Origin of the sequence: Mycobacterium sp. OAE908 (genome assembly GCF_017872775.1) — a bacterium.
Lineage (GTDB): Bacteria > Actinomycetota > Actinomycetes > Mycobacteriales > Mycobacteriaceae > Mycobacterium.
Genome location: NZ_JAGGJL010000001.1, coordinates 4,049,966 through 4,069,448, shown reverse-complemented (window position 1 = coordinate 4,069,448; position 19,483 = coordinate 4,049,966). Strand labels below are relative to the sequence as shown.

Sequence of the window (19,483 nt, the reverse complement as noted above, 5' to 3'; positions counted from 1 at the left end):
ATCATTGGGGAGCAGCACATTTCCGCAACTCATTCAGATAGTCGACGATGGCGTCGCGGTTGCGCGTCAAGAAATCGATGCGCTCGGTCATGCGGTCGCGCTCGCGCTCCAACGTCGCGATGATCTCCGGCGACGCTTCAGCGAAGTGAATTTCGCGCGGGGTCTTCAGGCAGGGAAGTATCTGCTTGATCAGCCGCGTCGGCAGTCCGCCTTCGAGCAGGCCCCGGATCTGGATCACTTGATCGACCAGGCGCGCGTCATGGTCGCGATAGCCGTTGGCGCAGCGCGCGACAGCGATCAGTCCCTGCTCTTCGTAATAGCGCAGAAGCCGACGGGAAACTCCAGTACGTTGGGAAAGCTCACCTATCCGCATGTGGTGCACCTCACACGACGACTCTTTGACCCTCACATAGGTGTGAAGGTTTGAGCATAGAGGCATGGACAACCAACTCTTCGCGTACTCCCCCATTGTTCAGCGGCCAGCACTGCAGTGGCCCCACGATGCGAGGGTCGCGTTCTATGTCGGGCTCAACGTCGAGCACTTCAACGTCGACAGACCAGCGACGAGCATCTACTCCGACACCTCGAACCTGGTTCCCGATCCGTTGAACTACGGCTGGCGCGACTACGGGACGAGGGTCGGCATCTGGCGGATGATCGAGAGCTTCGACCGATACGGCATCCGACCCAGCGTGTTGCTCAACTCCGATGTTGCCGAACGCTATCCGCAGATCATCCATGCCGGGCAGGCCCGCGACTGGGCATGGCTGGCGCACGGCAAGAACAACTCCACGCTGCAGGCCGACATGACAATCGACGCCGAACGCGGTTATCTCACTGACGTGGTCGACACCATCGAGAGAGCGACCGGCCGCCGTCCACGGGGATGGCTGGGGCCCGCGCTGACTGAGACGTTTCACACCCCACAACTCCTCGCCGACCTCGGCCTGCAGTACGTACTCGATTGGACCAATGACGACCAGCCGTACCCGCTGTCTGTGCCAGGGATGCTCAGCGTCCCGTATTCGGTGGAGCTCAACGATATTGGGCTCTTCGTCGGCAAGAGCCTCAGTGGGTCCGACTTCGTGCAGATCGTCAAGGACCAGCTCGACCAGCTCTACGAAGACTCCATCGGCAGCGGCCGGGTGATGGCGCTGGCGTTGCATCCATTCGTCATCGGGCAGGCCTTCCGCCGGAAGTATCTGGACCAGGCACTCGATTACGTTGTCAACCACCCAGGTGTGTGGATCACCACGGCCGACGAAATAGCGGACCACTACGCCCGGACACTCGCTGAGTCAGCGGAGTGCGCGTGACGCTCGCGCGAAAGAACTCAGCCGAAGAATTCGGCGGCGTCGTCGTAGCGGCCCTGCGGCACCAGCTTCAGCTGACGGGTCGCGTCGGCCAATGACACCCGGCCGATCTCCTGGCCGCGCAACGACACCATCATTCCGTACTCGCCTGCGTGCGCAGCGTCGGCGGCGTTGACACCGAAGCGAGTGGCCAGCACCCGGTCGTAAGCCGTTGGCGTGCCACCGCGTTGCACATGGCCGAGAACGGTCACGCGAACGTCTTTCTTGATCCGCTTCTCCACCTCGACGGCCAATTGCGCGGCCACGCCGGTGAACTTCTCGTGTCCGAATTCGTCGGTGCCGCCCTGTCGCAACTTCATCGTGCCCTCGGCGGGCTTGGCGCCCTCGGCGACCACGCAGATGAAGTGCGAATCTCCGCGCACGAAGCGCTGTTTGACGAGCCGGCACACCTCTTCGACGTCGAAGGGCTGCTCGGGAATCAGCGTCATGTGCGCGCCGGACGCCAGCCCCGAATTCAATGCGATCCAGCCGGCGTGACGACCCATCACCTCGACCAGCATCACGCGCTGGTGCGACTCGGCAGTGCTGTGCAACCGGTCGATCGCCTCGGTCGCAACCTGCAGTGCGGTGTCGTGTCCGAATGTCACATCGGTGCAGTCGATGTCGTTGTCGATGGTCTTCGGCACCCCGACCACTGGCACGTTCTCCTGCGACAACCAGTGCGCCGCCGTCAGCGTGCCCTCGCCGCCGATCGGGATCAGTACGTCGATGCCGTTGTCTTCCAGTGTCTGTTTGATCTGCGGCAGACCGGCCCGCAACTTGTCGGGGTTGACGCGCGCGGTACCGAGCATGGTGCCGCCCTTGGCCAGCAGACGGTCGTTGCGATCGTCGTTTTTGAGCTGCACGCGGCGGTCTTCAAGCAGACCGCGCCACCCGTCCAGGAAGCCGACGACCGAGGATCCGTAGCGTACGTCGCATGTCCGCACCACCGCGCGGATGACCGCGTTCAGGCCAGGACAGTCGCCGCCTCCGGTGAGAACTCCGATGCGCATATCCCCCATCCTCCCCTGTCAGATCGCGGTTGGCAGCGGACCTCGGGCAGCCTCATATGCAGCGCCCACCCGGTAGAGCCGGTCGTCGGCCAGCGCAGGGGCCATGATCTGCAGACCGACCGGCAGGTTGTCGTCCGGCGAAAGACCCGAGGGCACCGACATCCCGCAGTGCCCCGCCAGGTTCAGCGGCAGCGTGCACAGGTCGAACAGGTACATCGCCAGCGGGTCGTCCACCTTCTCCCCCAGCGGGAAGGCGGTGGTCGGGGTCGCAGGCGAGATCAACACATCGACCTTTTGGTAGGCCTCGTCAAGGTCACGCGCGATCAGCGTGCGCACCTTCTGCGCCTGGTTGTAGTACGCGTCGTAGTACCCCGCCGACAACGCATATGCGCCAATCATAATGCGGCGCTTGACTTCTGGGCCAAAACCGGCAGCCCGCGTCATGGCCATCACCTCTTCGGCGCTGTGCGTGCCGTCGTCGCCGACGCGCAGTCCGTAGCGCATCGCGTCGAATCGGGCCAGGTTCGACGACACCTCCGACGGCAGGATCAGGTAGTACGCCGGCAGCGAGTAATCGAAGTGCGGGCAGTCCACCTCGCTGACCTCTGCGCCCAGTGCCGTCAACTGCTCGACCGCCGCGTTGAACGACGCGAGCACACCGGGCTGATAGCCGTCGCCGCGCAACTGCTTGACCACACCGATCCGCAAGCCCTTGAGGTCACCGGACGCCCCGGCGCGCGCGGCGGCGACCACGTCAGGCACCTCGGCCTCGACCGACGTCGAATCCTTCGCGTCGTGCCCGGCGACCACCGCGTGCAGCAGCGCGGTGTCGAGCACCGTGCGCGCACCCGGCCCGCCCTGGTCCAGCGAGGACGCGCACGCAATCAGCCCGTAGCGCGACACCGTGCCGTAGGTGGGCTTCACCCCGACGGTCGCCGTCAGCGCTGCGGGCTGACGGATCGACCCACCGGTGTCCGATCCGATGGCCAGCGGCGCCTGGAATGCCGCAAGCGCTGCGGCACTGCCGCCGCCCGAACCGCCGGGCACCCTGTCGACGTTCCACGGGTTGCGGGTCGGACCGTACGCGGAGTTCTCGGTGGAGCTACCCATCGCGAACTCGTCCATGTTCGTCTTGCCGAGGATCGGGATGCCCGCCGCGCGCAACCGTGCCGTGACCGTGGCGTCGTACGGCGACGTCCAGCCCTCGAGAATCTTCGACCCGCAAGTCGTCGGCATATCGGTGGTCGTGAAGACGTCTTTCAACGCCAGCGGCACACCGGCAAGCGGCGACGGCAGCGACTCGCCTGCGGCGACGGCTTCATCGACGGCAGCTGCCGAAGCCAGCGCCTTGTCCTCTGCCACATGCAGAAACGCGTGGTATTTCTCGTCGGTTTTGGCAATTTGGTCCAGGCACGCCCGCGTGACCTCAACCGACGACACCTCTTTGGCTGCGATCTTGCCCGCGAGCTCGGCGGCCGACAGCCGAATCAGCTCGGTCATTCCGCCTCCCCCAGAATCCGCGGCACCGCGAACCGGCCCTCGGCCGACTTCGGCGCCTCGGCAAGCGCCTGCTCCTGGGTCAGGCACGGCTCGACGACGTCGGGGCGGAAGACGTTGACGTCCTTCAGCGGGTTGTCGGTGGCTTCCACGCCGGTGACGTCGACTGCCTGGATCTGGCTGACGTGGCCGAGGATGGCGTCCAACTGGCCGGCGTAGCTGTCGAGCTCGTCATCGGTCAGCGCCAGGCGCGCGAGCCGCGCCAGGTGGGCAACCTCGTCTCGGGAGATCTGGGACACGACAGGCAAGCCTAGTCACCGCCGCGGCCGCACCTGCGAGCCATGTGGCCGGAATGCTGAGCCGCTGGTGCTGTGGAACAGTGTGCGCGTGCCTTCGTATCTGCTGCGGGTCCAGCTGGAGGATCGCCCGGGCAGCCTCGGCTCACTCGCCGTGGCGCTCGGCTCGGTGGGGGCCGACATCCTGTCCCTCGACGTCGTCGAACGCGCTGCCGGATACGCGATCGACGATCTGGTGGTCGAGCTACCGGCCGGGGCGATGCCCGACATGCTGATCACCGCGGCCGAAAACCTCAACGGTGTGTACGTCGACGCCATCCGCCCGCACACCGGACTGCTCGAGGCACACCGCGAGCTGGAGCTCATCGACCATGTGGCCGCCGCCGACGGCAAGCAAAAGAGATTGCAGGTGCTCGTCGACGAGGCCCCGCGGGTGCTGCGCGTCGGCTGGTGCACGGTGATCGAGCTGACCGAATCGGGACCTAAGCGCGTCGTCGGCAGCCGGGGCGCTCCCGAAACGCAGGCTGCCGAAACTCCGTGGCTGCCACTCGACCACGCGAAGGCGCTCGACGACGAGTGGGTGCCCCAGCTGTGGCGCGACATGGACACCACGCTGGCGGCTGCGCCGCTGGGTGATCACCGCACCGCCGTCGTGCTGGGACGCCCGGGTGGCCCACAGTTCCGTCCGTCCGAGGTGGCCCGGCTCGGCTACCTGGCCGGGATCGTCGCGACGATTTTGGGCTGACTCGCCTCAGGCCCCGGCGGGCACCGGATAGCGGTCGTTGACATCGGCATTGGTGTCCTTACGCGCGCAATGCGCACAGCAGAAGATCCCGTCGGGTGTCTCGATGCCGTGCCCGAGGATCCGGCAGCCGCAGTGCAAACACTCCGGGGCCAGTTGCACCGCAGCGCATTCGACGCTGTCGAACGTCGCGGTGCGGCCGTCGTGAAAGGTCACGGTGAACGACTTGTCGTAGTGGTTGCCGCAGGTATCGCATATCGCCATAGGACGCGGGTGCCCGGTCGATGCGGCAGACAAACTCAGACGCCGTCGGGCCCGCTCTCCAACAGCCTGCGGAAGCCGTCCTCGTCGAGGATCGGCACCCCGAGTTCGACGGCCTTGTCGTACTTCGACCCAGGTGAATCACCGGCCACCACATAGGCGGTCTTCTTCGACACCGAGCTGGCGGCCTTGCCGCCGCGCGCGACGATGGCCTCCTTCGCGTCGTCGCGGGAGAACGCGGGAAGCGATCCGGTGACGACGATCGACAGGCCCTCCAGTGTGCGCTCGACGCTGCTGTCACGTTCGTCGGCCATGCGGACTCCGGCGGCGCGCCACTTGTCGATGATCGCGCGATGCCAGTCGACGGTGAACCATTCGACGACGGCAGCGGCGATGGTGGGGCCCACACCCTCGACCACCGACAACTCCTCTTCCGACGCCGCCATGATCGCCTCGAGGCTGCCGTACTCGGTGGCCAGTGCGCGCGCAGCCGTGGGCCCGACGTGCCGGATCGACAACGCCACGAGCACTCGCCACAGCGGTTTCGACTTGGCTTCATGCAGATTCACCAGCAGCCGCTTGCCGTTTGCGGAGAGTTCACCGATCTTCGTTTTGAACAGCTCGGTCCGCAGCAGGTCGCCGCTGCCGAGGGTGAACAGGTCGCCCTCGTCGGTGATGACGCCGGCTTGCAGCAGCGCGACCGCCGCCTCGTAACCGAGGCCCTCGATGTCGAACGCTCCGCGGCCTGCGACGTGAAACACCCGCTCCCGCAACTGCGCCGGGCACGACCGGGTGTTCGGGCAGCGGATGTCGGCGTCACCCTCCTTGGCCGGTGCCAGCCTGGTTCCGCACTCGGGACATGTTGTTGGCATGACGAATTCGCGCTCGCTGCCGTCGCGAAGATCGACCACGGGACCGAGCACCTCGGGGATCACGTCGCCGGCCTTGCGGATGACCACGGTGTCGCCGATCAGCACACCTTTGCGCTTGACCTCCGACGCGTTGTGCAGCGTGGCCTGGCTGACCGTCGAACCGGCCACCTTGACGGGCTCCATGAACGCGAACGGGGTGACGCGACCGGTGCGTCCGACGTTGACCTTGATGTCGAGCAGCTTGGTGGTGGCCTCTTCCGGCGGGTACTTGTAGGCGATCGCCCAGCGTGGTGCCCGCGACGTAGAGCCGAGCCTGCGCTGCAATGCGATCTCGTCGACTTTGACTACTACGCCGTCGATTTCGTGTTCGACGTCGTGGCGGTGTTCACCCCAGTAGGCGATGTGTTCGGTGACCGCGTCGATGCCCTGCACGCGGGCGGTGTGTTCGGAGACGGGCAGTCCCCACGACGCCAGCGCGCGATAGGCGTCGTGCAACGACTTGGGCTTGAAACCCTCGGCGTGGCCGAGGCCGTGGCAGATCATCCGCAGCTTGCGCCGGGCGGTGACGGCTGGATTCTTCTGCCGCAGCGAGCCCGCGGCGCTGTTGCGCGGGTTCGCGAACGGCGGCTTGCCGTCGGCGACCAGGCCGGCGTTGAGGTCCTCGAAATCGGCGACCCTGAAGAACACCTCGCCGCGCACCTCGAGGACGGCAGGCACCGGAAACTCCTTGGAACCAGTGAGCTTCTCCGGCACGTCGTCGATGGTGCGCGCGTTGAGCGTGACGTCCTCACCGGTGCGGCCATCGCCGCGGGTTGCGGCGCGCTCCAGCCTGCCGTCGCGGTACACCAGCGCCAGCGCGACCCCATCGATCTTCAGCTCGCACAGGTAGTGCGCCTTCTCGCCGATCTCGCTCTTGGTCCGCGCGGCCCAGGCAGCCAATTCGTCGGGCGAGAAGACGTTGTCCAGCGACAGCATCCGTTCGAGGTGCTCGGCCTGGGTGAAGTCGGTGGCGAACCCCGCCCCGCCGACCAGTTGCGTCGGCGAATCCGGAGTCCGGAGTTCCGGATGCTCGTCCTCGAGCCCCTGTAGTTCGCGCAGCAGCTTGTCGAACTCAGCGTCGGAGATGATCGGCGCGTCGCGCACGTAGTACCGGAACTGATGCTCGCGCACCTCGTCGGCGAGTTCCTGCCAGCGGCGGCGAAGGTCGGCATCGGGGGCTTCGTCGGCCTGCTCGGCAAGCACGGTTTCCGGCTTCTTCGGACTCACTCTGGTGAGGCTATCCGAGCAGGCCGACACCCGAACGGCAGCGGTTACGCTGGCTCCCATGCCGCACCCGATCATGTTCCGAGACGACGACCTCGGGCTGGCGGAAGTGCGAAAGATCTGCCTTGGCTTCCCGGGCGCCTTCGAGAAGATCTCCTGGGGCAGACCGGTGTTCTGCGCGCCGAAGATGTTCGTCATGTACGGCGGCAGCGCCAAAACCGGCGTCAAGGGCGAGTACCAGCAATACCCCTACTCCATCCTGGTCAAGGTCGATGACAGCGACCGCAAGGCTCTCGAACAAGACACCCGCTTCTTCTTCCCGGCCTACATGGGGCCGTTCGGCTGGCTGGGTATGGACTTCACGGCACGCAAGAAAGTCGACTGGGACGAGGTGCATGAGCTCGTCGATGCGTCATTCCGGTTGATCGCACCGAAGAAACTGGTCAAACAGCTCGACGAAGTCTGATCGGAGGCACCTTGAGTTTCGCCAGCCCCTTTCCCGAAGTCGACATCCCGTCGACGAGCGTCTACGACTTCCTGTTCGGCGACATCGCCGACGCCGACCTCGATCGCGTCGCGCTCGTCGACGCCAAGTCCGGCCGGGAGACCACCTACCGCGAGATGATCGGGCGCATAGAGGCGTTCGCAGGCGCGCTGGCCGGCCGAGGCATCGGTGTCGGCGACGTCGTCGGCCTGCTGTCCCCGAACAGTTCCGGTTTCGCGGTGGCCTTTCACGGCATCCTGCGATCCGGCGCGACGGCCACCACGATCAACGCGTTGTTCACCGCCAAGGACATCGCCAAGCAGTTGACCGACTCGAATGCCAAGATGCTGGTGACAGTCACGGCGCTGCTGGCCCAGGCCAAAGAGGGTGCGGCGGCGGCCGGCATATCGGACGCCGATCTGGTGGTGCTCGACGGCGAGGGACAGGACGCAACGGGACATCCGAACGGCGCCGACCTGATGGCGAACGGGCTGCCCGCGCCGGACGTAAGCTTCGCGCCGTCAGCGCATCTGGCCGCGCTGCCCTACAGCTCCGGCACGACCGGCAACCCCAAGGGCGTGATGTTGACGCACCGCAACTTGGTGGCCAACGTCGCACAGATCAGGCCGCTGCACGGCATGGTCCCCGACGACGTGGTCCTCGCGGTGCTGCCGTTCTTTCACATCTACGGAATGACGGTTCTGCTCAACGCCGCGCTGCACGCCCGGGCCCGGCTGGTGGTGATGCCGAGCTTCGACCTCGGCGACTTCCTCGGCAACATCGCCGACCACAAGTGCACGATCGCGTTCATCGCGCCGCCGGTGGCCGTCGCGCTGGCCAAACATCCGCTGATCGACGAGTACGACCTGTCATCGCTGAACGTCGTGATGTCAGGCGCCGCTCCGCTGGATGCCGACCTCGGTCATGCCGTCGCGAAGCGGCTGGGCTGCCGGGTGGTGCAGGGCTACGGGATGAGCGAGCTGAGCCCCGTCAGTCACATCACGCCGTTCGACGGCGGCGAGCAGAACATGGGCATGGTTGCCCCGTTGAGCTCCGTCGGCTGGACGGTGTCCAATGCGGCATCCAAGCTGATTCATCCAGAGACCGGTGACGAAATCGAGCTTCCCGCAGAGGGTCTCAGCGAGACCGGCGAACTGTGGTTCAAGGGGCCCAATGTGATGGCCGGCTACCTCGGCAACGAGCAGGCCACGCATGAGACCATCGATGACGACGGCTGGTTGCACACAGGCGATTTGGCGCAGGTCGACGCCTGCGGCTGTGTGTACATCGTCGACCGGCTCAAGGAGCTGATCAAGTACAAGGGCTACCAGGTGCCGCCCGCCGAACTCGAGGCGGTGCTGCTCTCGCATCCCGCGATCGCCGACGCCGCGGTCATCGGGGTCAACGATGCCGAAGGCGAAGAGGTGCCAAAAGCGTTCGTGGTCAAGCAATCCGGCGCCGAGCTGACCGAGGCCGAGGTGATGGAGTTCGTCGCAGGCCAGGTCGCTCCGTACAAGAAGGTGCGTCAGGTCGCGTTCATCGACGCGATCCCGAAGTCCGCGTCCGGCAAGATCCTGCGCAAGGACTTGCGTACGAGCTAGACAGGTTCGACAGAAGCTATTTCGAAGAGTGCTGCCGCATCAGCGCCACGAGCTCGTCGCGGCTGGCCGCGCCAGTCTTTCCCATCGCCCGGTACATGTGGCCCTCGATGGTCCGAACCGAAAGGCTCAGTCGAGCGGCGACCGCGCGATTGGACAACCCCTCTCCGATCAGCGCGACGATCTCGCGCTCTCGATCCGACAGTGGTGACCGCTCCTCTGCCCTGCGCAGCGCCGGGGTGACCGCGCCGCCGCACTTTTCGGCAAGCATGGCCGCCCGCGACGCGCACCCGTAAGCCGAACCTCCCTTACCGTCGCGTCGATGCGCGACGGCGGCAAGGGCGGCCGCGTCGATGGCGGCTATCACGTCACCCATCTGTTCGTATTCATCCGAAATCACCTCGAGGCCCGACGCGTCGAACGCGGTCGATGCCGCGGCGAACCTCGCGGCCAGGCCGACCCGTGGACCTTCGACCAGGTCTTCGAGTTCGCGCAGACGCGCCGCGCCCGAACGATCCCCAAACTGTGTGACGGTCTGCAGGCACATCACCTCGGCCGCGAATTGCGAATTCTCCCTTGCTATTTCAGCACCATTCAAGGCCAGTGCGATGGCTTCGCTGATCGCTCCATGGCCGGCGGCCACCCACGCCCTGGCAAGCGCGTACTCGTAGTCCAGACATCCCCAGCTCGGATGTCGCGACTCCTGCGAGGCCAGAAGTGCTGTGTCGGCCTCGTCGCGCGAACCGCGGATCGCAAGTGCGGTGGCGCGCGGGAGTTGATACCGGTAGCTCCAGCCGTTGGTCTCACCCGAACCGATCAACGCCTCGACGGTTGGCTCGAGCATCGCAGCCGCGCTCTCGACTCGGCCCGCCCCCAGCACAGCGCGGGCCGCTACTGCCCCACTGAATAGCCTTGCCGCGCCTGGGAGGTCGGCGGCTTGACGGCTCAGCACATCGGCAGCGTCACGGGCTTCTGCGATTCGACCCGACAGCACCAGCGCGCCGATGTGAGCATCGGCGATGACGAATCGCATGTGCGCTGCCTCGTAGGACCGACCGACGATTGCGTAGCCGGCATCGGCGGCGGCCAGTGCCTCGTTGAGACGCCCGCTGTCGCCCGATGCGGCGGTGATGGCCCAAGCGGTTACCGCGCCGACAGTGGTCGGTAGTTGCTCCAGGACAACGCTTTCCGCCGCTTTCAGTGCGGCCTTCGGCTTGCCCATCGCCGCCCAATACGCGGCCAGAAACGCATCGACGCAGGCCCGTCCTGAAATTGCCACGGTGGATGCCACCGTGTCTATCAGCTGCTTCGCTCGGCCGGGATCGGCGAGTGTCCACAACATGTTCGTCGCCCTCAGAAACGCAACGCGCGCACGGTCCTTGTCGGTGAAGCCGTCCGTCGGGATGTCGACAAGTGCGCTGTCGGCTTCCTCGCCGCGGCTGAGCCACGACAAGGCATGCGCGCGAACGAAGTTCGCTTCCGCGACACCTGCTGCTCGAATCGCGGCATCGGACAGCCGTTCAGCCAGCGGCAGGTCCGCCAGCCACACGGCGCCCTGCGCGGCGGTGACAAGCAGGTCCGCATCCGGTTCCAGGTCCGAATCGAGGCTCAACGCCGCGCGACGCACCACCAGCCGGATGTCGTCCTTGTCACCTGCCGCCAGTTCGGCGACGAGCAATCCCCGCAAGCGTCGTAGCCGCGACGATGGGGCTCTGCTGCGTCGCAACTCGGCGTAGAGCGGGTGCGCCGCACGCACTTCCACGCCTTCGTCGCCGCGGTCGAGCGTGACGAGGCCGCGTGTCTCCGCCTCCTCGACCGCTTGCCGATCGGTGATCCGGGCCAGTGCAGCCAGATCGATCGGCTCACCCACCGCGACGATGTCGAGAACATCGCACACGGCATCCGATAGCGCGCCGAATCGCGACTCGATGAGTTCGATCAGGCTGTTCGGCAGGATCGGATCACCGCTCCAACGCCAGTATCCGCGCTGGAGTGCAAGGCGCCCGTCACCTGTTTCCTGCTCGACGATGTTGCGCAGGTACAGAACATTGCCGCGCGTCAGCTTCCACAACCGTTCGGCGGCATCGTGGTCCACGGAAGCGCCGAGCGTCGCTGACAGCAACTCCGTCGTTTCGGCGCGCGACAGCGGCTGCAGGTCGAGCCGGTCGAATTGGCCGCTCTTCCAGAGCTCTTGCACCGCTGTGGAAATCGGTTCACCGTCGCGGACGGTGAGAACCACCTTGGCGGCGCGGCGCTGGACAATCTGATGCAGTACGAACGCAGACAGGTCGTCGAGCAGGTGCGCGTCGTCGATTCCCAGCACGACGCGGCTGCCCGGCGGGGACGACGTCAATGCATCGACCACGCCGCGCACGAGCTCGAGTTGGTCCGCGACGGCCGAAGGCGCCCACGCGGCGAACGCACCGAGCGGAAGCGTGCGGGCCGACGATGTGCCAACCGCCCATCGGACCACGTGGCCCCGGGTGGCTGCCGCCGACAGCGCGTCGCGCGCGATCCGGCTCTTCCCGACGCCGGCCGCCCCGGCGACCACGATCCCGGACACATGCGCGGCAGACAGCGCCACATCGATGATCCGCATCTCTTCGGAGCGGCCCGTCAACGGCCACGCAAAGCGCACGAATGCAGCGTAGAAGCGCGGGCAATGCCTGCGCAGCGAGTTGACCGCTAGCTACGGGTGGCGACCTAGTTCCGCCGCCGCGTGCGCGCCTCGCGCCTGCCGGTAGCCGAGGACGGCGCCCGCGGCGGGTATCAGCAGCAGCCCGGCGACGCCCCACAGCGGGTCTGCGACTCCCGCCGTTGGCGCCACCAACTGCTGGACCACGCCCGGGTGGGTGTCCACGGGGGCGACGCTCGGCGGATTCAGCGGCACGGTGATGATCTGCGGCGGCGGGGGCGGCGGAGGCGGCTGCGGGGCATCCCAGCCCCAGCGTGGTCCGGGCTCGTGGCCCTGAACCCCGGGTGTGCGACCGTCGCCGAAGGTCACCTTCGGCGACCTGCTTTCTCCTGGCGGGTCCGGGCTGTAGTCGTTGCTGGGCCGCTCCTGGGACGTACCGGATTCGCGGCCCGAACCCACTCTGCTCGAAGGACGGCTGTCGGTGGCCCCACTACCGCCACCGCTGCGCACGGTGTCGCTGTAATCCGAGCCCCGCGAACCTCCGCTCGATCCGCTTCTGCTGTTGTTGTCGGAGCGGCCGGAATGCCCGCCACCAGGGTCGGCAAACGCGACGGCCGCACAGGGCCCGCCGACGAAAAGGCATGCGGCCAGGACTCCAACACCTGCCGTTAGGCGGATGCTCGGTGGGGCCACAGTTCCTCTCCTGCGAGTGGCAAAGATTTGCAGAGGCATGCGGACTGAATTCTTGCATGCCCATGCCCCGTCGAGCCAGAGCTTCGCAGAATGCATGCAAATTTACGTTAGCCGTGCTATTCGTCTTCGACGTAAGCCCGCAACCGGTCAATGGCGGCGTCCCAGCGTCTCGACAGCGCTGTGAGGTAGTCGCTCGCATCGCCGAGGGGTTTGGGTTCGATCCGCCAGATACGTTCCCTGCCATGGCGTTCACTGCTCACCAGGCCCACCGCCTCCAGCAACAACAGATGCTTGGTCGCCGCCTGCCTGCTGACCGACATCACCTGCGTGACTTGCGTCGTCGAACACGGCCCGCCGTCGCACAAGCGCGTGACAATGCGCAGACGATTCGGATCGCCGAGCGCATTGAAAACCGGGGACAGCGGCTCCGCATGAACCCCGGCCGCGGACGTGCTCACACCTTCTCGCTGAGCGCCAAATACTTGCTCACGAGTTCGGTCTGCTTGGCCCAGCCTTCGCTGTTGCCCTCGAAGGCCGACGCCCGATGCTCGGCCGGAATCTGGTCGAACCCGGATTCGACGATGCGCAGCAACACACCGCCCTCGGTCTCGGCGAGGGTGAACTCGACCAACGTCGTCGGCTGCTCGGATCCGTCGGCCTCTCCGGGATACGGATGCCAGCGGAACGCCAAGCGGCGCTGCGGTTCGATCGCGACGATCTGCCAGGTGTCCGCCTTTCCCGCGTGCTCTTGCTGCCTACGGGCGACGTCCTCGTCGACCGTCGTCGGCGTGATCACCCCGGTGACCGACGCGCCTTCGGTGAATGGGCCGTCGAACCGGACTCCGAACCACTGGCCGAACTCGTCGGCGTTGCTGATCGCCTGCCACACGCGGGCAAGCGATGCCCGCAGAACAACTTCTTTTTCGATTCGATCCATACTCATGTGCAACCTCCTGGTTGCCTATCACGGTATCGCGACGCGGATCGAAGCGCAACCTTTTGGTTGCTTTTATTAGATCGCGTCCGGATCGTCGGCGAACGCGTCGGCGGCCTTCTGCGCCAATTCGACGGCGATGCGCGCCCACTGGGGGGTGGCGCCTGCCAGTCCGCACGCGGGCGTGATGCCGATGCGCTGGCGTGCCACCGAGCGTGCGAAGCCGAGGCGATCGGTGACCGCTACCGCGGCTTGCGCGACTTCTTCCGCTGACGGCCGCATTTCCGGAGCGGTCGGCGCGACGACGCCGAGCATCACTGTGCGCCCGGAGTCCACGAAGTCGCCAACCCCGTCGAGGTCGGCAGCAGTCAGCGTGCCGACGTCGATCGACACCGCACGAATACTGCTGCGCTGCAACGCCTTCCATGGCAGCCCAGCAGCGCAGCTGTGCAGTGCGACCTCACCACCGACGACGGATACGCAGTCGTCCAGCAGTCCGATTGCCACCGACTCGTCGACCGGGTGCACCGGCGTCAGGCTGGTCACCCCGGTCAACCTGCCCTCCAACGCAGCAGGCAGCGACGGCTCGTCGAACTGCACCACGACGGGAGTTTCGAGGCGCTTTTCGAGCTGCGCGCGATGCACCGCCAATCCCTCGGCAAGCGAGCCTGCCAGGTCCCGCAGCGCGCCGGGGTCGGTGATCGCGCGGTGACCGCCGGAGAGTTCAAGGGCAGCGGCAAGCGTGATGGGCCCCGGCGCCTGCACCTTCACGGTGCGCGCCCCCCCGCGCAAGCCTGCCTTCTCCCACGCCTCTTCGAGCGCGTCGATGTCCTCATCGAGCAGGCTGGCGGCCCGGCGCGCAGCGGAACTACGGCCGCCGGCGATGCGATACCCGCGTGGCACCGTGTCGATGCCGATGTCGACCAACAGTGCGCCTGCCCGCCCGATCATGTCGGCCCCGACGCCGCGGGCAGGCAATTCGACCAGATGGGGCAGCGTATGCAGCTCGCCGATGACGATCTCGGCGGCTTCGCGCGGCGACGACCCCGGCCAAGACCCGATCCCGGTCGCTGCGGCGAAAACACTCACTCGTTTGACGATATTCGATCCGGATAGCCTGGCCGCATGCCCGTATGGCCGAGACCGCTGACGGTCTGCTGTGCGGCTGTCCTGGTGGCCGCGGGCTGTGCTCAGACGGTCGGTGGCCGTGCGTTGCGGGCAGCGCCCGAGATCGACGACGGATCCCGGTCGCCGGTCGATGTCGAGACGGTGATGCTGGACCAGTCGCAGATGCGGGCCATCACCGGGGCCGGCGACGACTTGACGATCATCCCGAGCATGGACGGCAAGTCCCCCGTCGACATCGACCAGCTCGCGAAAACCACTCCCCCGCAATGCCAATGGGTCTTCGAAGAGACGCAGACGTTCGGATCCGACGTTGAGGAATTTCACAAGACGACGTTTCAGAACCCACCCCGCGGCGGGCTGATCTCCGAGGGCGCGGCGGCTTACCGTGATCCCGCGACGGCCCGACGTGCCTTCGTAGGCTTGGTTGCACTTGCCGACGGCTGCGCCTCCACACCGTTGGGTGCGATGTTCGTCGGCGACTGGACCGCGTCACCGGATTCACTGCAGATGCGGCCAGGCAATGGCTGCGGCCGCGACTATCGGGTGAAGGGCGTCGTCTTGGTCGAGGTCACCTCGTGCGCGTTCCCGGATTCGGTGCCCGAGATCGTGCTGACGAACATGCTGGCGAAGGTGCCCGGCTAGCTCGGCGCGCGAGCTAGCGCGTGATTGTCGCGCTGGCGATGACCTCGTCACCGTCAGGGTCGCGACGGTAGAGCACCATCGTCTGCCCCGGCGCCACCCCGCGCAGCGGCGCGCGCAGATCGACGACCAGACGCCCGTCGTGCAGTTCGGCCACGCCGTCGACGATGCCGCCGTGTGCCCGCACCTGCACGTCGCACTCCACCGGTCCGTCTGATGCAACGCCGGAGGTGAACACCGGCCGCTCGCCTGTGAGCGTCCACACGTCCAACTCGGCCTTGCCGCCGACGCGCACGGTTCCGGTCTCGGCGTCAATTCCGGTGACGTAGCGGGGCAATCCATCCGGGCCGGGGCCCGCGATGCCGAGTCCCTTGCGCTGTCCGATCGTAAAACCGTGCACGCCATCGTGTTCGGCGAGCACCGTGCCGCCCGAGTCGACGACCGCGCCGCGCCGCACGCCGATGCGGGCGCCGAGGAACGCGCGGGTGTCCCCCGACGGGATGAAGCAGATGTCATGGCTGTCCGGCTTTTCCGCCACCGCCAGGCCGCGACGCGCTGCTTCCTCGCGAATCTGCGGCTTGGGGGTGTCACCGATCGGGAACACCGCATGCCGCAACTGCTCGGCGGTCAGCACGCCCAGCACGTACGACTGGTCTTTGTCGGCGTCGACGGCGCGGCGAAGGCGGCCGTCGGTCAACCGTGCGTAGTGACCCGTGGCGACGGCGTCAAAACCCAGGGCCAACGCGCGGGCGGCCAACGCGGAGAACTTGATTCGCTCGTTACACCGCACGCACGGGTTCGGTGTCTCGCCGCGCGCATAGGACTCCACGAAGTCGTCGATGACGTCTTCGGAGAAGCGGTCGGCGAAATCCCAGACGTAGAACGGGATGTCGAGCACATCGGCGACGCGGCGAGCGTCACCGGCGTCCTCTTTCGAGCAGCAGCCGCGCGACCCGGTGCGCAGCGTGCCCGGAGCCGCAGACAACGCCAGATGCACGCCGACGACGTCGTGGCCGGCGTCCACCATCCGCGCGGCGGCGACCGAGGAGTCGACGCCGCCGCTCATCGCGACGAGCACCCTCATTGTTCGGCAGCTCCCGCGCTGGCCAGCGCCGCCTGGCGGGCACGATCGACGGCGGCCGGCAGGACAGCCAACGCGGCGTCGACATCGGCCTCGGTGCTGGTGTGACCCAACGACAATCGCAGCGATCCGCGTGCACTGGCCGGATCGGCGCCCATCGCCAGCAATACGTGTGACGGCTGTGCGACGCCTGCGGTGCACGCCGAACCCGTCGAGCACTCGACACCCTTGGCGTCGAGCAGCATCAGCAGCGAATCTCCTTCGCAGCCGCGGAAGGTGAAGTGCGTGTTGCCGGGCAGCCGCGCGTCACCGGCAGCGCCGTTGAGATACACGTCGTCGATCGCCGAAAGGACACCGTCGATCAGCCGGTCGCGCAGCTGCTGCACACGCGCACTGTTGGCGGCGAGGCCTTCGATCGCCACCTTCGCGGCAGCGGCCATCGCGACCGCACCTGCGACATCCGGTGTGCCGGAACGCACGTCGCGCTCCTGGCCGCCGCCGTGCAGCAGCGGCACACAACTGGTGTCGCGCCGCAGCAGCAGGGCGCCGACGCCGGTCGGGCCGCCGAACTTGTGGGCTGCGACGCTCATCGCCGACAGGGCGCTCGCCGCGAAGTCGACAGGGATCTGCCCGACGGCCTGGATCGCGTCGCTGTGCATCGGCACGCCGAATTCCGCTGCGATGGTTGCTAATTCGGAGATCGGCAGGATGGTGCCGACCTCGTTGTTGGCCCACATGATCGACACCAGCGCGACGTCGTCGTTGGCCTGCAACGCGTCCCGCAGATCGGCTGGTGAGACGGAGCCGTCATCGCCAACCGGCAGCCAGGTGACCTCGGCGCCCTCGTGTTCGGCCAGCCACTGCACCGCGTCCAGGACCGCGTGGTGTTCGACGGGCGTGGTGACGATCCTGCGGCGTCGGGGTTCGGCGTCGCGGCGGGCCCAGTAGATGCCCTTGACGGCGAGGTTGTCGCTCTCGGTGCCGCCCGCGGTGAAGATCACCTCTGACGGGCGCGCGCCGAGCAACTGCGCCAGCGACTCGCGAGCTTCTTCCATCCGACGGCGCGCCATCCGGCCCGTGCCGTGCAGTGACGACGCGTTGCCGACGGTCGCGAGCACAGCCGTCATCGCCTCGATGGCAGCGGGGTGCATCGGGGTGGTTGCGGCGTGATCGAGGTAGACCGTCTTGTGAGAGGTCATAACCAGTCCATGCTAGCGGCCACGGACTGGCAGGCCCGAATCCGAGGTCAGGCCACCAGGGCGTGCCCGTGACTGCGCCGCGCCGTGTCTCCGCGGACCGCCGCCTCGCAGCGCGCCGCCAGATCACGGCGGGATGTGCCCGGCAACTGCAGCGACTCGACCTGCACGTGGACCACCGTGCGTCTGGCCGTGACCAGGCGGCGGATCGACGTCATCAGGGTGTCGTCGCCGACGTAGGCGGCCAGCGTCGAGGGTCGGCCGTCGCGGTGGTGATAGCTCAACCGCAGCGGCTGCACAGGCCTGCCCGCGTCGACGGCCGCCTGGAACATGGCTGGGCGGAACGGGCCGTAGGCCAGCCCGCACCAGGTTGTCCCCTCGGGAAACGCGACCACGGTGTGGCCGGCGCGCAGCCTGCCCGCGACCGTGCTCACCACGTCGGGCAGGCGTCGCAGGCTGGACCGGTCGATCGGGATGACCTTCATGATGCGGGCCAGGACGCCAAGGGCTGGCCAGTCGATGAGGTCGGCGCGGGCGACGAACGAGCCCGGCATCACGGCGCCGATCGCGAAGATGTCCACCCAGGACACATGTCCGCTGACCACCAGCACGCCGCGCAGGTTGCGAATAGGCCCGCCGGACACCGTGATTCGCACACCGAGACAGCGCAACATCATCCGGCAGTAACCGCGTTGGATGTGCGAACGGCCCGGCATCGGGATGGCCAGCAACGGCAGCGCAAAAAGCAGTACGACCGCGAAGGTGGCCCGCACAGCGATGCGCCACGCGACGATCACCGAATGGCCGGCCGCGGTGTCGGTGTGCACACAGCTGGCGTCACACGTCGCGCGCGGCACCCAGGAATGCTCGACGGTCATGACGACATCCCGTCGGCCATGGCGGCCGCCGCCCCCACCGACCGCAGCCGTTTCAGGTAACGGACGTCGGCCTTGCGCTTGTCGAGCAGGGCGGGAAAGTCGCCGACGCCGAACTCCGGGTCGTGGGCGGGCTCGCCGCAGACCTGGGCGCCCAGTCGCAGGTAACCGCGCATCAGCGGCGGCACGCCGACCCGGCGTGGCGGCTCGATGTCGTCGAGTCCGCGTCCGTCGACCGTCACCGGCCGGTACGGATACACGGTGTACTGCTCGGGTGCGGCGTGCCTGCGCCGCACGAAGTCGCGTACGCCGCGGATCTGGGCACCCGGCGCCGCGTCCTCGGGACCGTGGACGGGAACCGACACGCAGCCGGTGACGTAGTCGTAGCCGCAGCGGTCCAGGTAGGCCAGGATGCCCGCCCACATCAGCAGCACCACACCGCCGTTGCGATGGTCTTCGCGCACCACGGCACGGCCCATTTCGACCAGCGACGGCCGCAGCGTGTCGAGCCCTCCGACGTTGAATTCCGTTGCGGTGTAAAGACCTCCGGCTGCGATCGCACCCGGCGGCGGCAGCATCCGGTAGCAGCCGACGAGTTCGCCGGAGTTGTCCTCGCGGACGATCAGATGATCGCAGTGTTCGTCGAACCGATCGGCGTCACGGCCGGCTTCGAATCCGGGGCTCGCGTCCGACACTTCGAAACCCGGCTCGGAGGTGAACACATCGTGACGGAGGCGCTGCGCAGCCTCGATGAGCGCAGGATCGGTGGTCAACAGCAGGGTGTAGCGGGGGGTGTCTGAGGAAAGGGTCGGCGGATCTGCGGCGATGAGTACAGAAGCAGTGCTCATGGCTGCACGGTCGCGTAGCCGCATCTCCGGATGGCATCGCGGCGGTGACGTGTCCGTGAGCGCTAGGTGACGACTT

At 67.0% G+C, this 19,483-nt stretch carries 20 protein-coding genes; 5 read left to right on the top strand and 15 right to left on the bottom strand.

What is annotated here, in order from left to right; all coding sequences use genetic code 11:
* Position 1 precedes the first annotated feature (1 nt).
* Positions 2-373, bottom strand: a complete 372-nt coding sequence (locus J3E61_RS20065) for a MerR family transcriptional regulator (protein ID WP_210085633.1) — start codon at positions 371-373, stop codon at positions 2-4.
* A gap of 64 nt (positions 374-437) precedes the next feature.
* Between J3E61_RS20065 and J3E61_RS20060 the strand changes: the two genes are divergently transcribed.
* A complete protein-coding gene (locus tag J3E61_RS20060) occupies positions 438-1,316 on the top strand; it encodes a polysaccharide deacetylase family protein (protein ID WP_210084715.1) in 879 nt (292 codons plus the stop codon).
* Between the two features lie 17 nt (positions 1,317-1,333).
* Here J3E61_RS20060 and J3E61_RS20055 read toward each other — a convergent pair whose 3' ends face one another.
* The 3 genes from J3E61_RS20055 to gatC are packed head-to-tail and all read right to left on the bottom strand — an operon-like array spanning position 1,334 to position 4,161.
* On the bottom strand, positions 1,334-2,365 hold the full coding sequence (locus J3E61_RS20055) for an ATP-dependent 6-phosphofructokinase (protein WP_192721288.1): 1,032 nt from the start codon (positions 2,363-2,365) through the stop codon (positions 1,334-1,336).
* Between the two features lie 18 nt (positions 2,366-2,383).
* Positions 2,384-3,865, bottom strand: coding sequence for an Asp-tRNA(Asn)/Glu-tRNA(Gln) amidotransferase subunit GatA (gene gatA, locus J3E61_RS20050; protein ID WP_210084714.1), 1,482 nt, complete (start codon positions 3,863-3,865; stop codon positions 2,384-2,386).
* Entirely contained in the window at positions 3,862-4,161 is a 300-nt protein-coding gene (gene gatC / locus J3E61_RS20045) for an Asp-tRNA(Asn)/Glu-tRNA(Gln) amidotransferase subunit GatC (RefSeq protein WP_192721290.1), read from the bottom strand. The genes gatA and gatC overlap by 4 nt, the downstream gene beginning before the upstream one ends.
* Positions 4,162-4,249: 88 nt before the next feature.
* Here gatC and J3E61_RS20040 point away from each other — a divergent pair, with 88 nt between their 5' ends.
* Positions 4,250-4,903, top strand: a complete 654-nt coding sequence (locus J3E61_RS20040; protein ID WP_210084713.1) for an amino acid-binding protein — start codon at positions 4,250-4,252, stop codon at positions 4,901-4,903.
* 6 nt (positions 4,904-4,909) lie between these two features.
* Here the strand turns inward: J3E61_RS20040 and J3E61_RS20035 are convergent, their stop codons facing one another.
* Together J3E61_RS20035 and ligA are read right to left on the bottom strand one after the other, a co-directional pair.
* The gene (locus J3E61_RS20035; protein WP_192721292.1) at positions 4,910-5,164 is read right to left on the bottom strand and encodes a hypothetical protein; all 255 of its coding nucleotides are present in this window, start codon (positions 5,162-5,164) and stop codon (positions 4,910-4,912) included.
* Between the two features lie 35 nt (positions 5,165-5,199).
* The gene (ligA, locus tag J3E61_RS20030; protein ID WP_210085632.1) at positions 5,200-7,275 is read right to left on the bottom strand and encodes an NAD-dependent DNA ligase LigA; all 2,076 of its coding nucleotides are present in this window, start codon (positions 7,273-7,275) and stop codon (positions 5,200-5,202) included.
* Positions 7,276-7,357: 82 nt separating this feature from the next.
* Here ligA and J3E61_RS20025 point away from each other — a divergent pair, with 82 nt between their 5' ends.
* Positions 7,358-7,762 carry an MmcQ/YjbR family DNA-binding protein gene (locus J3E61_RS20025; protein WP_192721293.1) on the top strand — a complete coding sequence of 135 codons (405 nt, stop codon included), beginning with the start codon at positions 7,358-7,360 and terminating at the stop codon, positions 7,760-7,762.
* An 11-nt stretch (positions 7,763-7,773) separates the two neighbouring features.
* The gene (locus J3E61_RS20020; protein ID WP_210084712.1) at positions 7,774-9,381 is read left to right on the top strand and encodes a 4-coumarate--CoA ligase family protein; all 1,608 of its coding nucleotides are present in this window, start codon (positions 7,774-7,776) and stop codon (positions 9,379-9,381) included.
* Positions 9,382-9,397: 16 nt separating this feature from the next.
* Here J3E61_RS20020 and J3E61_RS20015 read toward each other — a convergent pair whose 3' ends face one another.
* From J3E61_RS20015 to J3E61_RS19995, 5 genes are all read right to left on the bottom strand, one after another.
* Complete coding sequence (locus J3E61_RS20015) at positions 9,398-11,977, bottom strand: helix-turn-helix transcriptional regulator (RefSeq protein ID WP_210085631.1); 2,580 nt, start codon at positions 11,975-11,977, stop codon at positions 9,398-9,400.
* Between the two features lie 90 nt (positions 11,978-12,067).
* A complete protein-coding gene (locus J3E61_RS20010; protein ID WP_210084711.1) occupies positions 12,068-12,706 on the bottom strand; it encodes a hypothetical protein in 639 nt (212 codons plus the stop codon).
* 116 nt (positions 12,707-12,822) lie between these two features.
* Positions 12,823-13,128, bottom strand: a complete 306-nt coding sequence (locus tag J3E61_RS20005; RefSeq protein WP_192722402.1) for a metalloregulator ArsR/SmtB family transcription factor — start codon at positions 13,126-13,128, stop codon at positions 12,823-12,825.
* 32 nt (positions 13,129-13,160) lie between these two features.
* The gene (locus tag J3E61_RS20000) at positions 13,161-13,649 is read right to left on the bottom strand and encodes an SRPBCC family protein (RefSeq protein ID WP_210084710.1); all 489 of its coding nucleotides are present in this window, start codon (positions 13,647-13,649) and stop codon (positions 13,161-13,163) included.
* A 69-nt stretch (positions 13,650-13,718) separates the two neighbouring features.
* The gene (locus J3E61_RS19995) at positions 13,719-14,729 is read right to left on the bottom strand and encodes a methionine synthase (RefSeq protein WP_210084709.1); all 1,011 of its coding nucleotides are present in this window, start codon (positions 14,727-14,729) and stop codon (positions 13,719-13,721) included.
* A 36-nt stretch (positions 14,730-14,765) separates the two neighbouring features.
* Here J3E61_RS19995 and J3E61_RS19990 point away from each other — a divergent pair, with 36 nt between their 5' ends.
* On the top strand, positions 14,766-15,410 hold the full coding sequence (locus tag J3E61_RS19990; protein ID WP_210084708.1) for a sensor domain-containing protein: 645 nt from the start codon (positions 14,766-14,768) through the stop codon (positions 15,408-15,410).
* 13 nt (positions 15,411-15,423) lie between these two features.
* Here J3E61_RS19990 and mnmA read toward each other — a convergent pair whose 3' ends face one another.
* The 4 genes from mnmA to J3E61_RS19970 are packed head-to-tail and all read right to left on the bottom strand — an operon-like array spanning position 15,424 to position 19,407.
* On the bottom strand, positions 15,424-16,491 hold the full coding sequence (mnmA, locus tag J3E61_RS19985; RefSeq protein WP_210084707.1) for a tRNA 2-thiouridine(34) synthase MnmA: 1,068 nt from the start codon (positions 16,489-16,491) through the stop codon (positions 15,424-15,426).
* Positions 16,488-17,687, bottom strand: coding sequence for a cysteine desulfurase (locus tag J3E61_RS19980; RefSeq protein WP_210084706.1), 1,200 nt, complete (start codon positions 17,685-17,687; stop codon positions 16,488-16,490). The genes mnmA and J3E61_RS19980 overlap by 4 nt, the downstream gene beginning before the upstream one ends.
* 47 nt (positions 17,688-17,734) lie before the next feature.
* Positions 17,735-18,562: a 1-acyl-sn-glycerol-3-phosphate acyltransferase gene (locus J3E61_RS19975; RefSeq protein ID WP_210084705.1), complete on the bottom strand. Its 828-nt coding sequence runs from the start codon at positions 18,560-18,562 to the stop codon at positions 17,735-17,737.
* Positions 18,559-19,407: a GNAT family N-acetyltransferase gene (locus tag J3E61_RS19970; protein ID WP_192721302.1), complete on the bottom strand. Its 849-nt coding sequence runs from the start codon at positions 19,405-19,407 to the stop codon at positions 18,559-18,561. The genes J3E61_RS19975 and J3E61_RS19970 overlap by 4 nt, the downstream gene beginning before the upstream one ends.
* Between the last annotated feature and the right edge of the window lie 76 nt (positions 19,408-19,483).

Bases quoted from the DNA above. Each gene is read 5' to 3' on its own strand.
- J3E61_RS20065 (WP_210085633.1), bottom strand. From the start codon at position 373: ATGCGGATAGGTGAGCTTTCCCAACGTACTGGAGTTTCCCGTCGGCTT.
- J3E61_RS20060 (WP_210084715.1), top strand. From the start codon at position 438: ATGGACAACCAACTCTTCGCGTACTCCCCCATTGTTCAGCGGCCAGCA.
- J3E61_RS20055 (WP_192721288.1), bottom strand. From the start codon at position 2,365: ATGCGCATCGGAGTTCTCACCGGAGGCGGCGACTGTCCTGGCCTGAAC.
- gatA (WP_210084714.1), bottom strand. From the start codon at position 3,865: ATGACCGAGCTGATTCGGCTGTCGGCCGCCGAGCTCGCGGGCAAGATC.
- J3E61_RS20035 (WP_192721292.1), bottom strand. From the start codon at position 5,164: ATGGCGATATGCGATACCTGCGGCAACCACTACGACAAGTCGTTCACC.
- J3E61_RS20025 (WP_192721293.1), top strand. From the start codon at position 7,358: ATGCCGCACCCGATCATGTTCCGAGACGACGACCTCGGGCTGGCGGAA.
- J3E61_RS20015 (WP_210085631.1), bottom strand. From the start codon at position 11,977: ATGCGGATCATCGATGTGGCGCTGTCTGCCGCGCATGTGTCCGGGATC.
- J3E61_RS20000 (WP_210084710.1), bottom strand. From the start codon at position 13,649: ATGAGTATGGATCGAATCGAAAAAGAAGTTGTTCTGCGGGCATCGCTT.
- J3E61_RS19990 (WP_210084708.1), top strand. From the start codon at position 14,766: ATGCCCGTATGGCCGAGACCGCTGACGGTCTGCTGTGCGGCTGTCCTG.
- mnmA (WP_210084707.1), bottom strand. From the start codon at position 16,491: ATGAGGGTGCTCGTCGCGATGAGCGGCGGCGTCGACTCCTCGGTCGCC.
- J3E61_RS19980 (WP_210084706.1), bottom strand. From the start codon at position 17,687: ATGACCTCTCACAAGACGGTCTACCTCGATCACGCCGCAACCACCCCG.
- J3E61_RS19975 (WP_210084705.1), bottom strand. From the start codon at position 18,562: ATGACCGTCGAGCATTCCTGGGTGCCGCGCGCGACGTGTGACGCCAGC.
- J3E61_RS19970 (WP_192721302.1), bottom strand. From the start codon at position 19,407: ATGAGCACTGCTTCTGTACTCATCGCCGCAGATCCGCCGACCCTTTCC.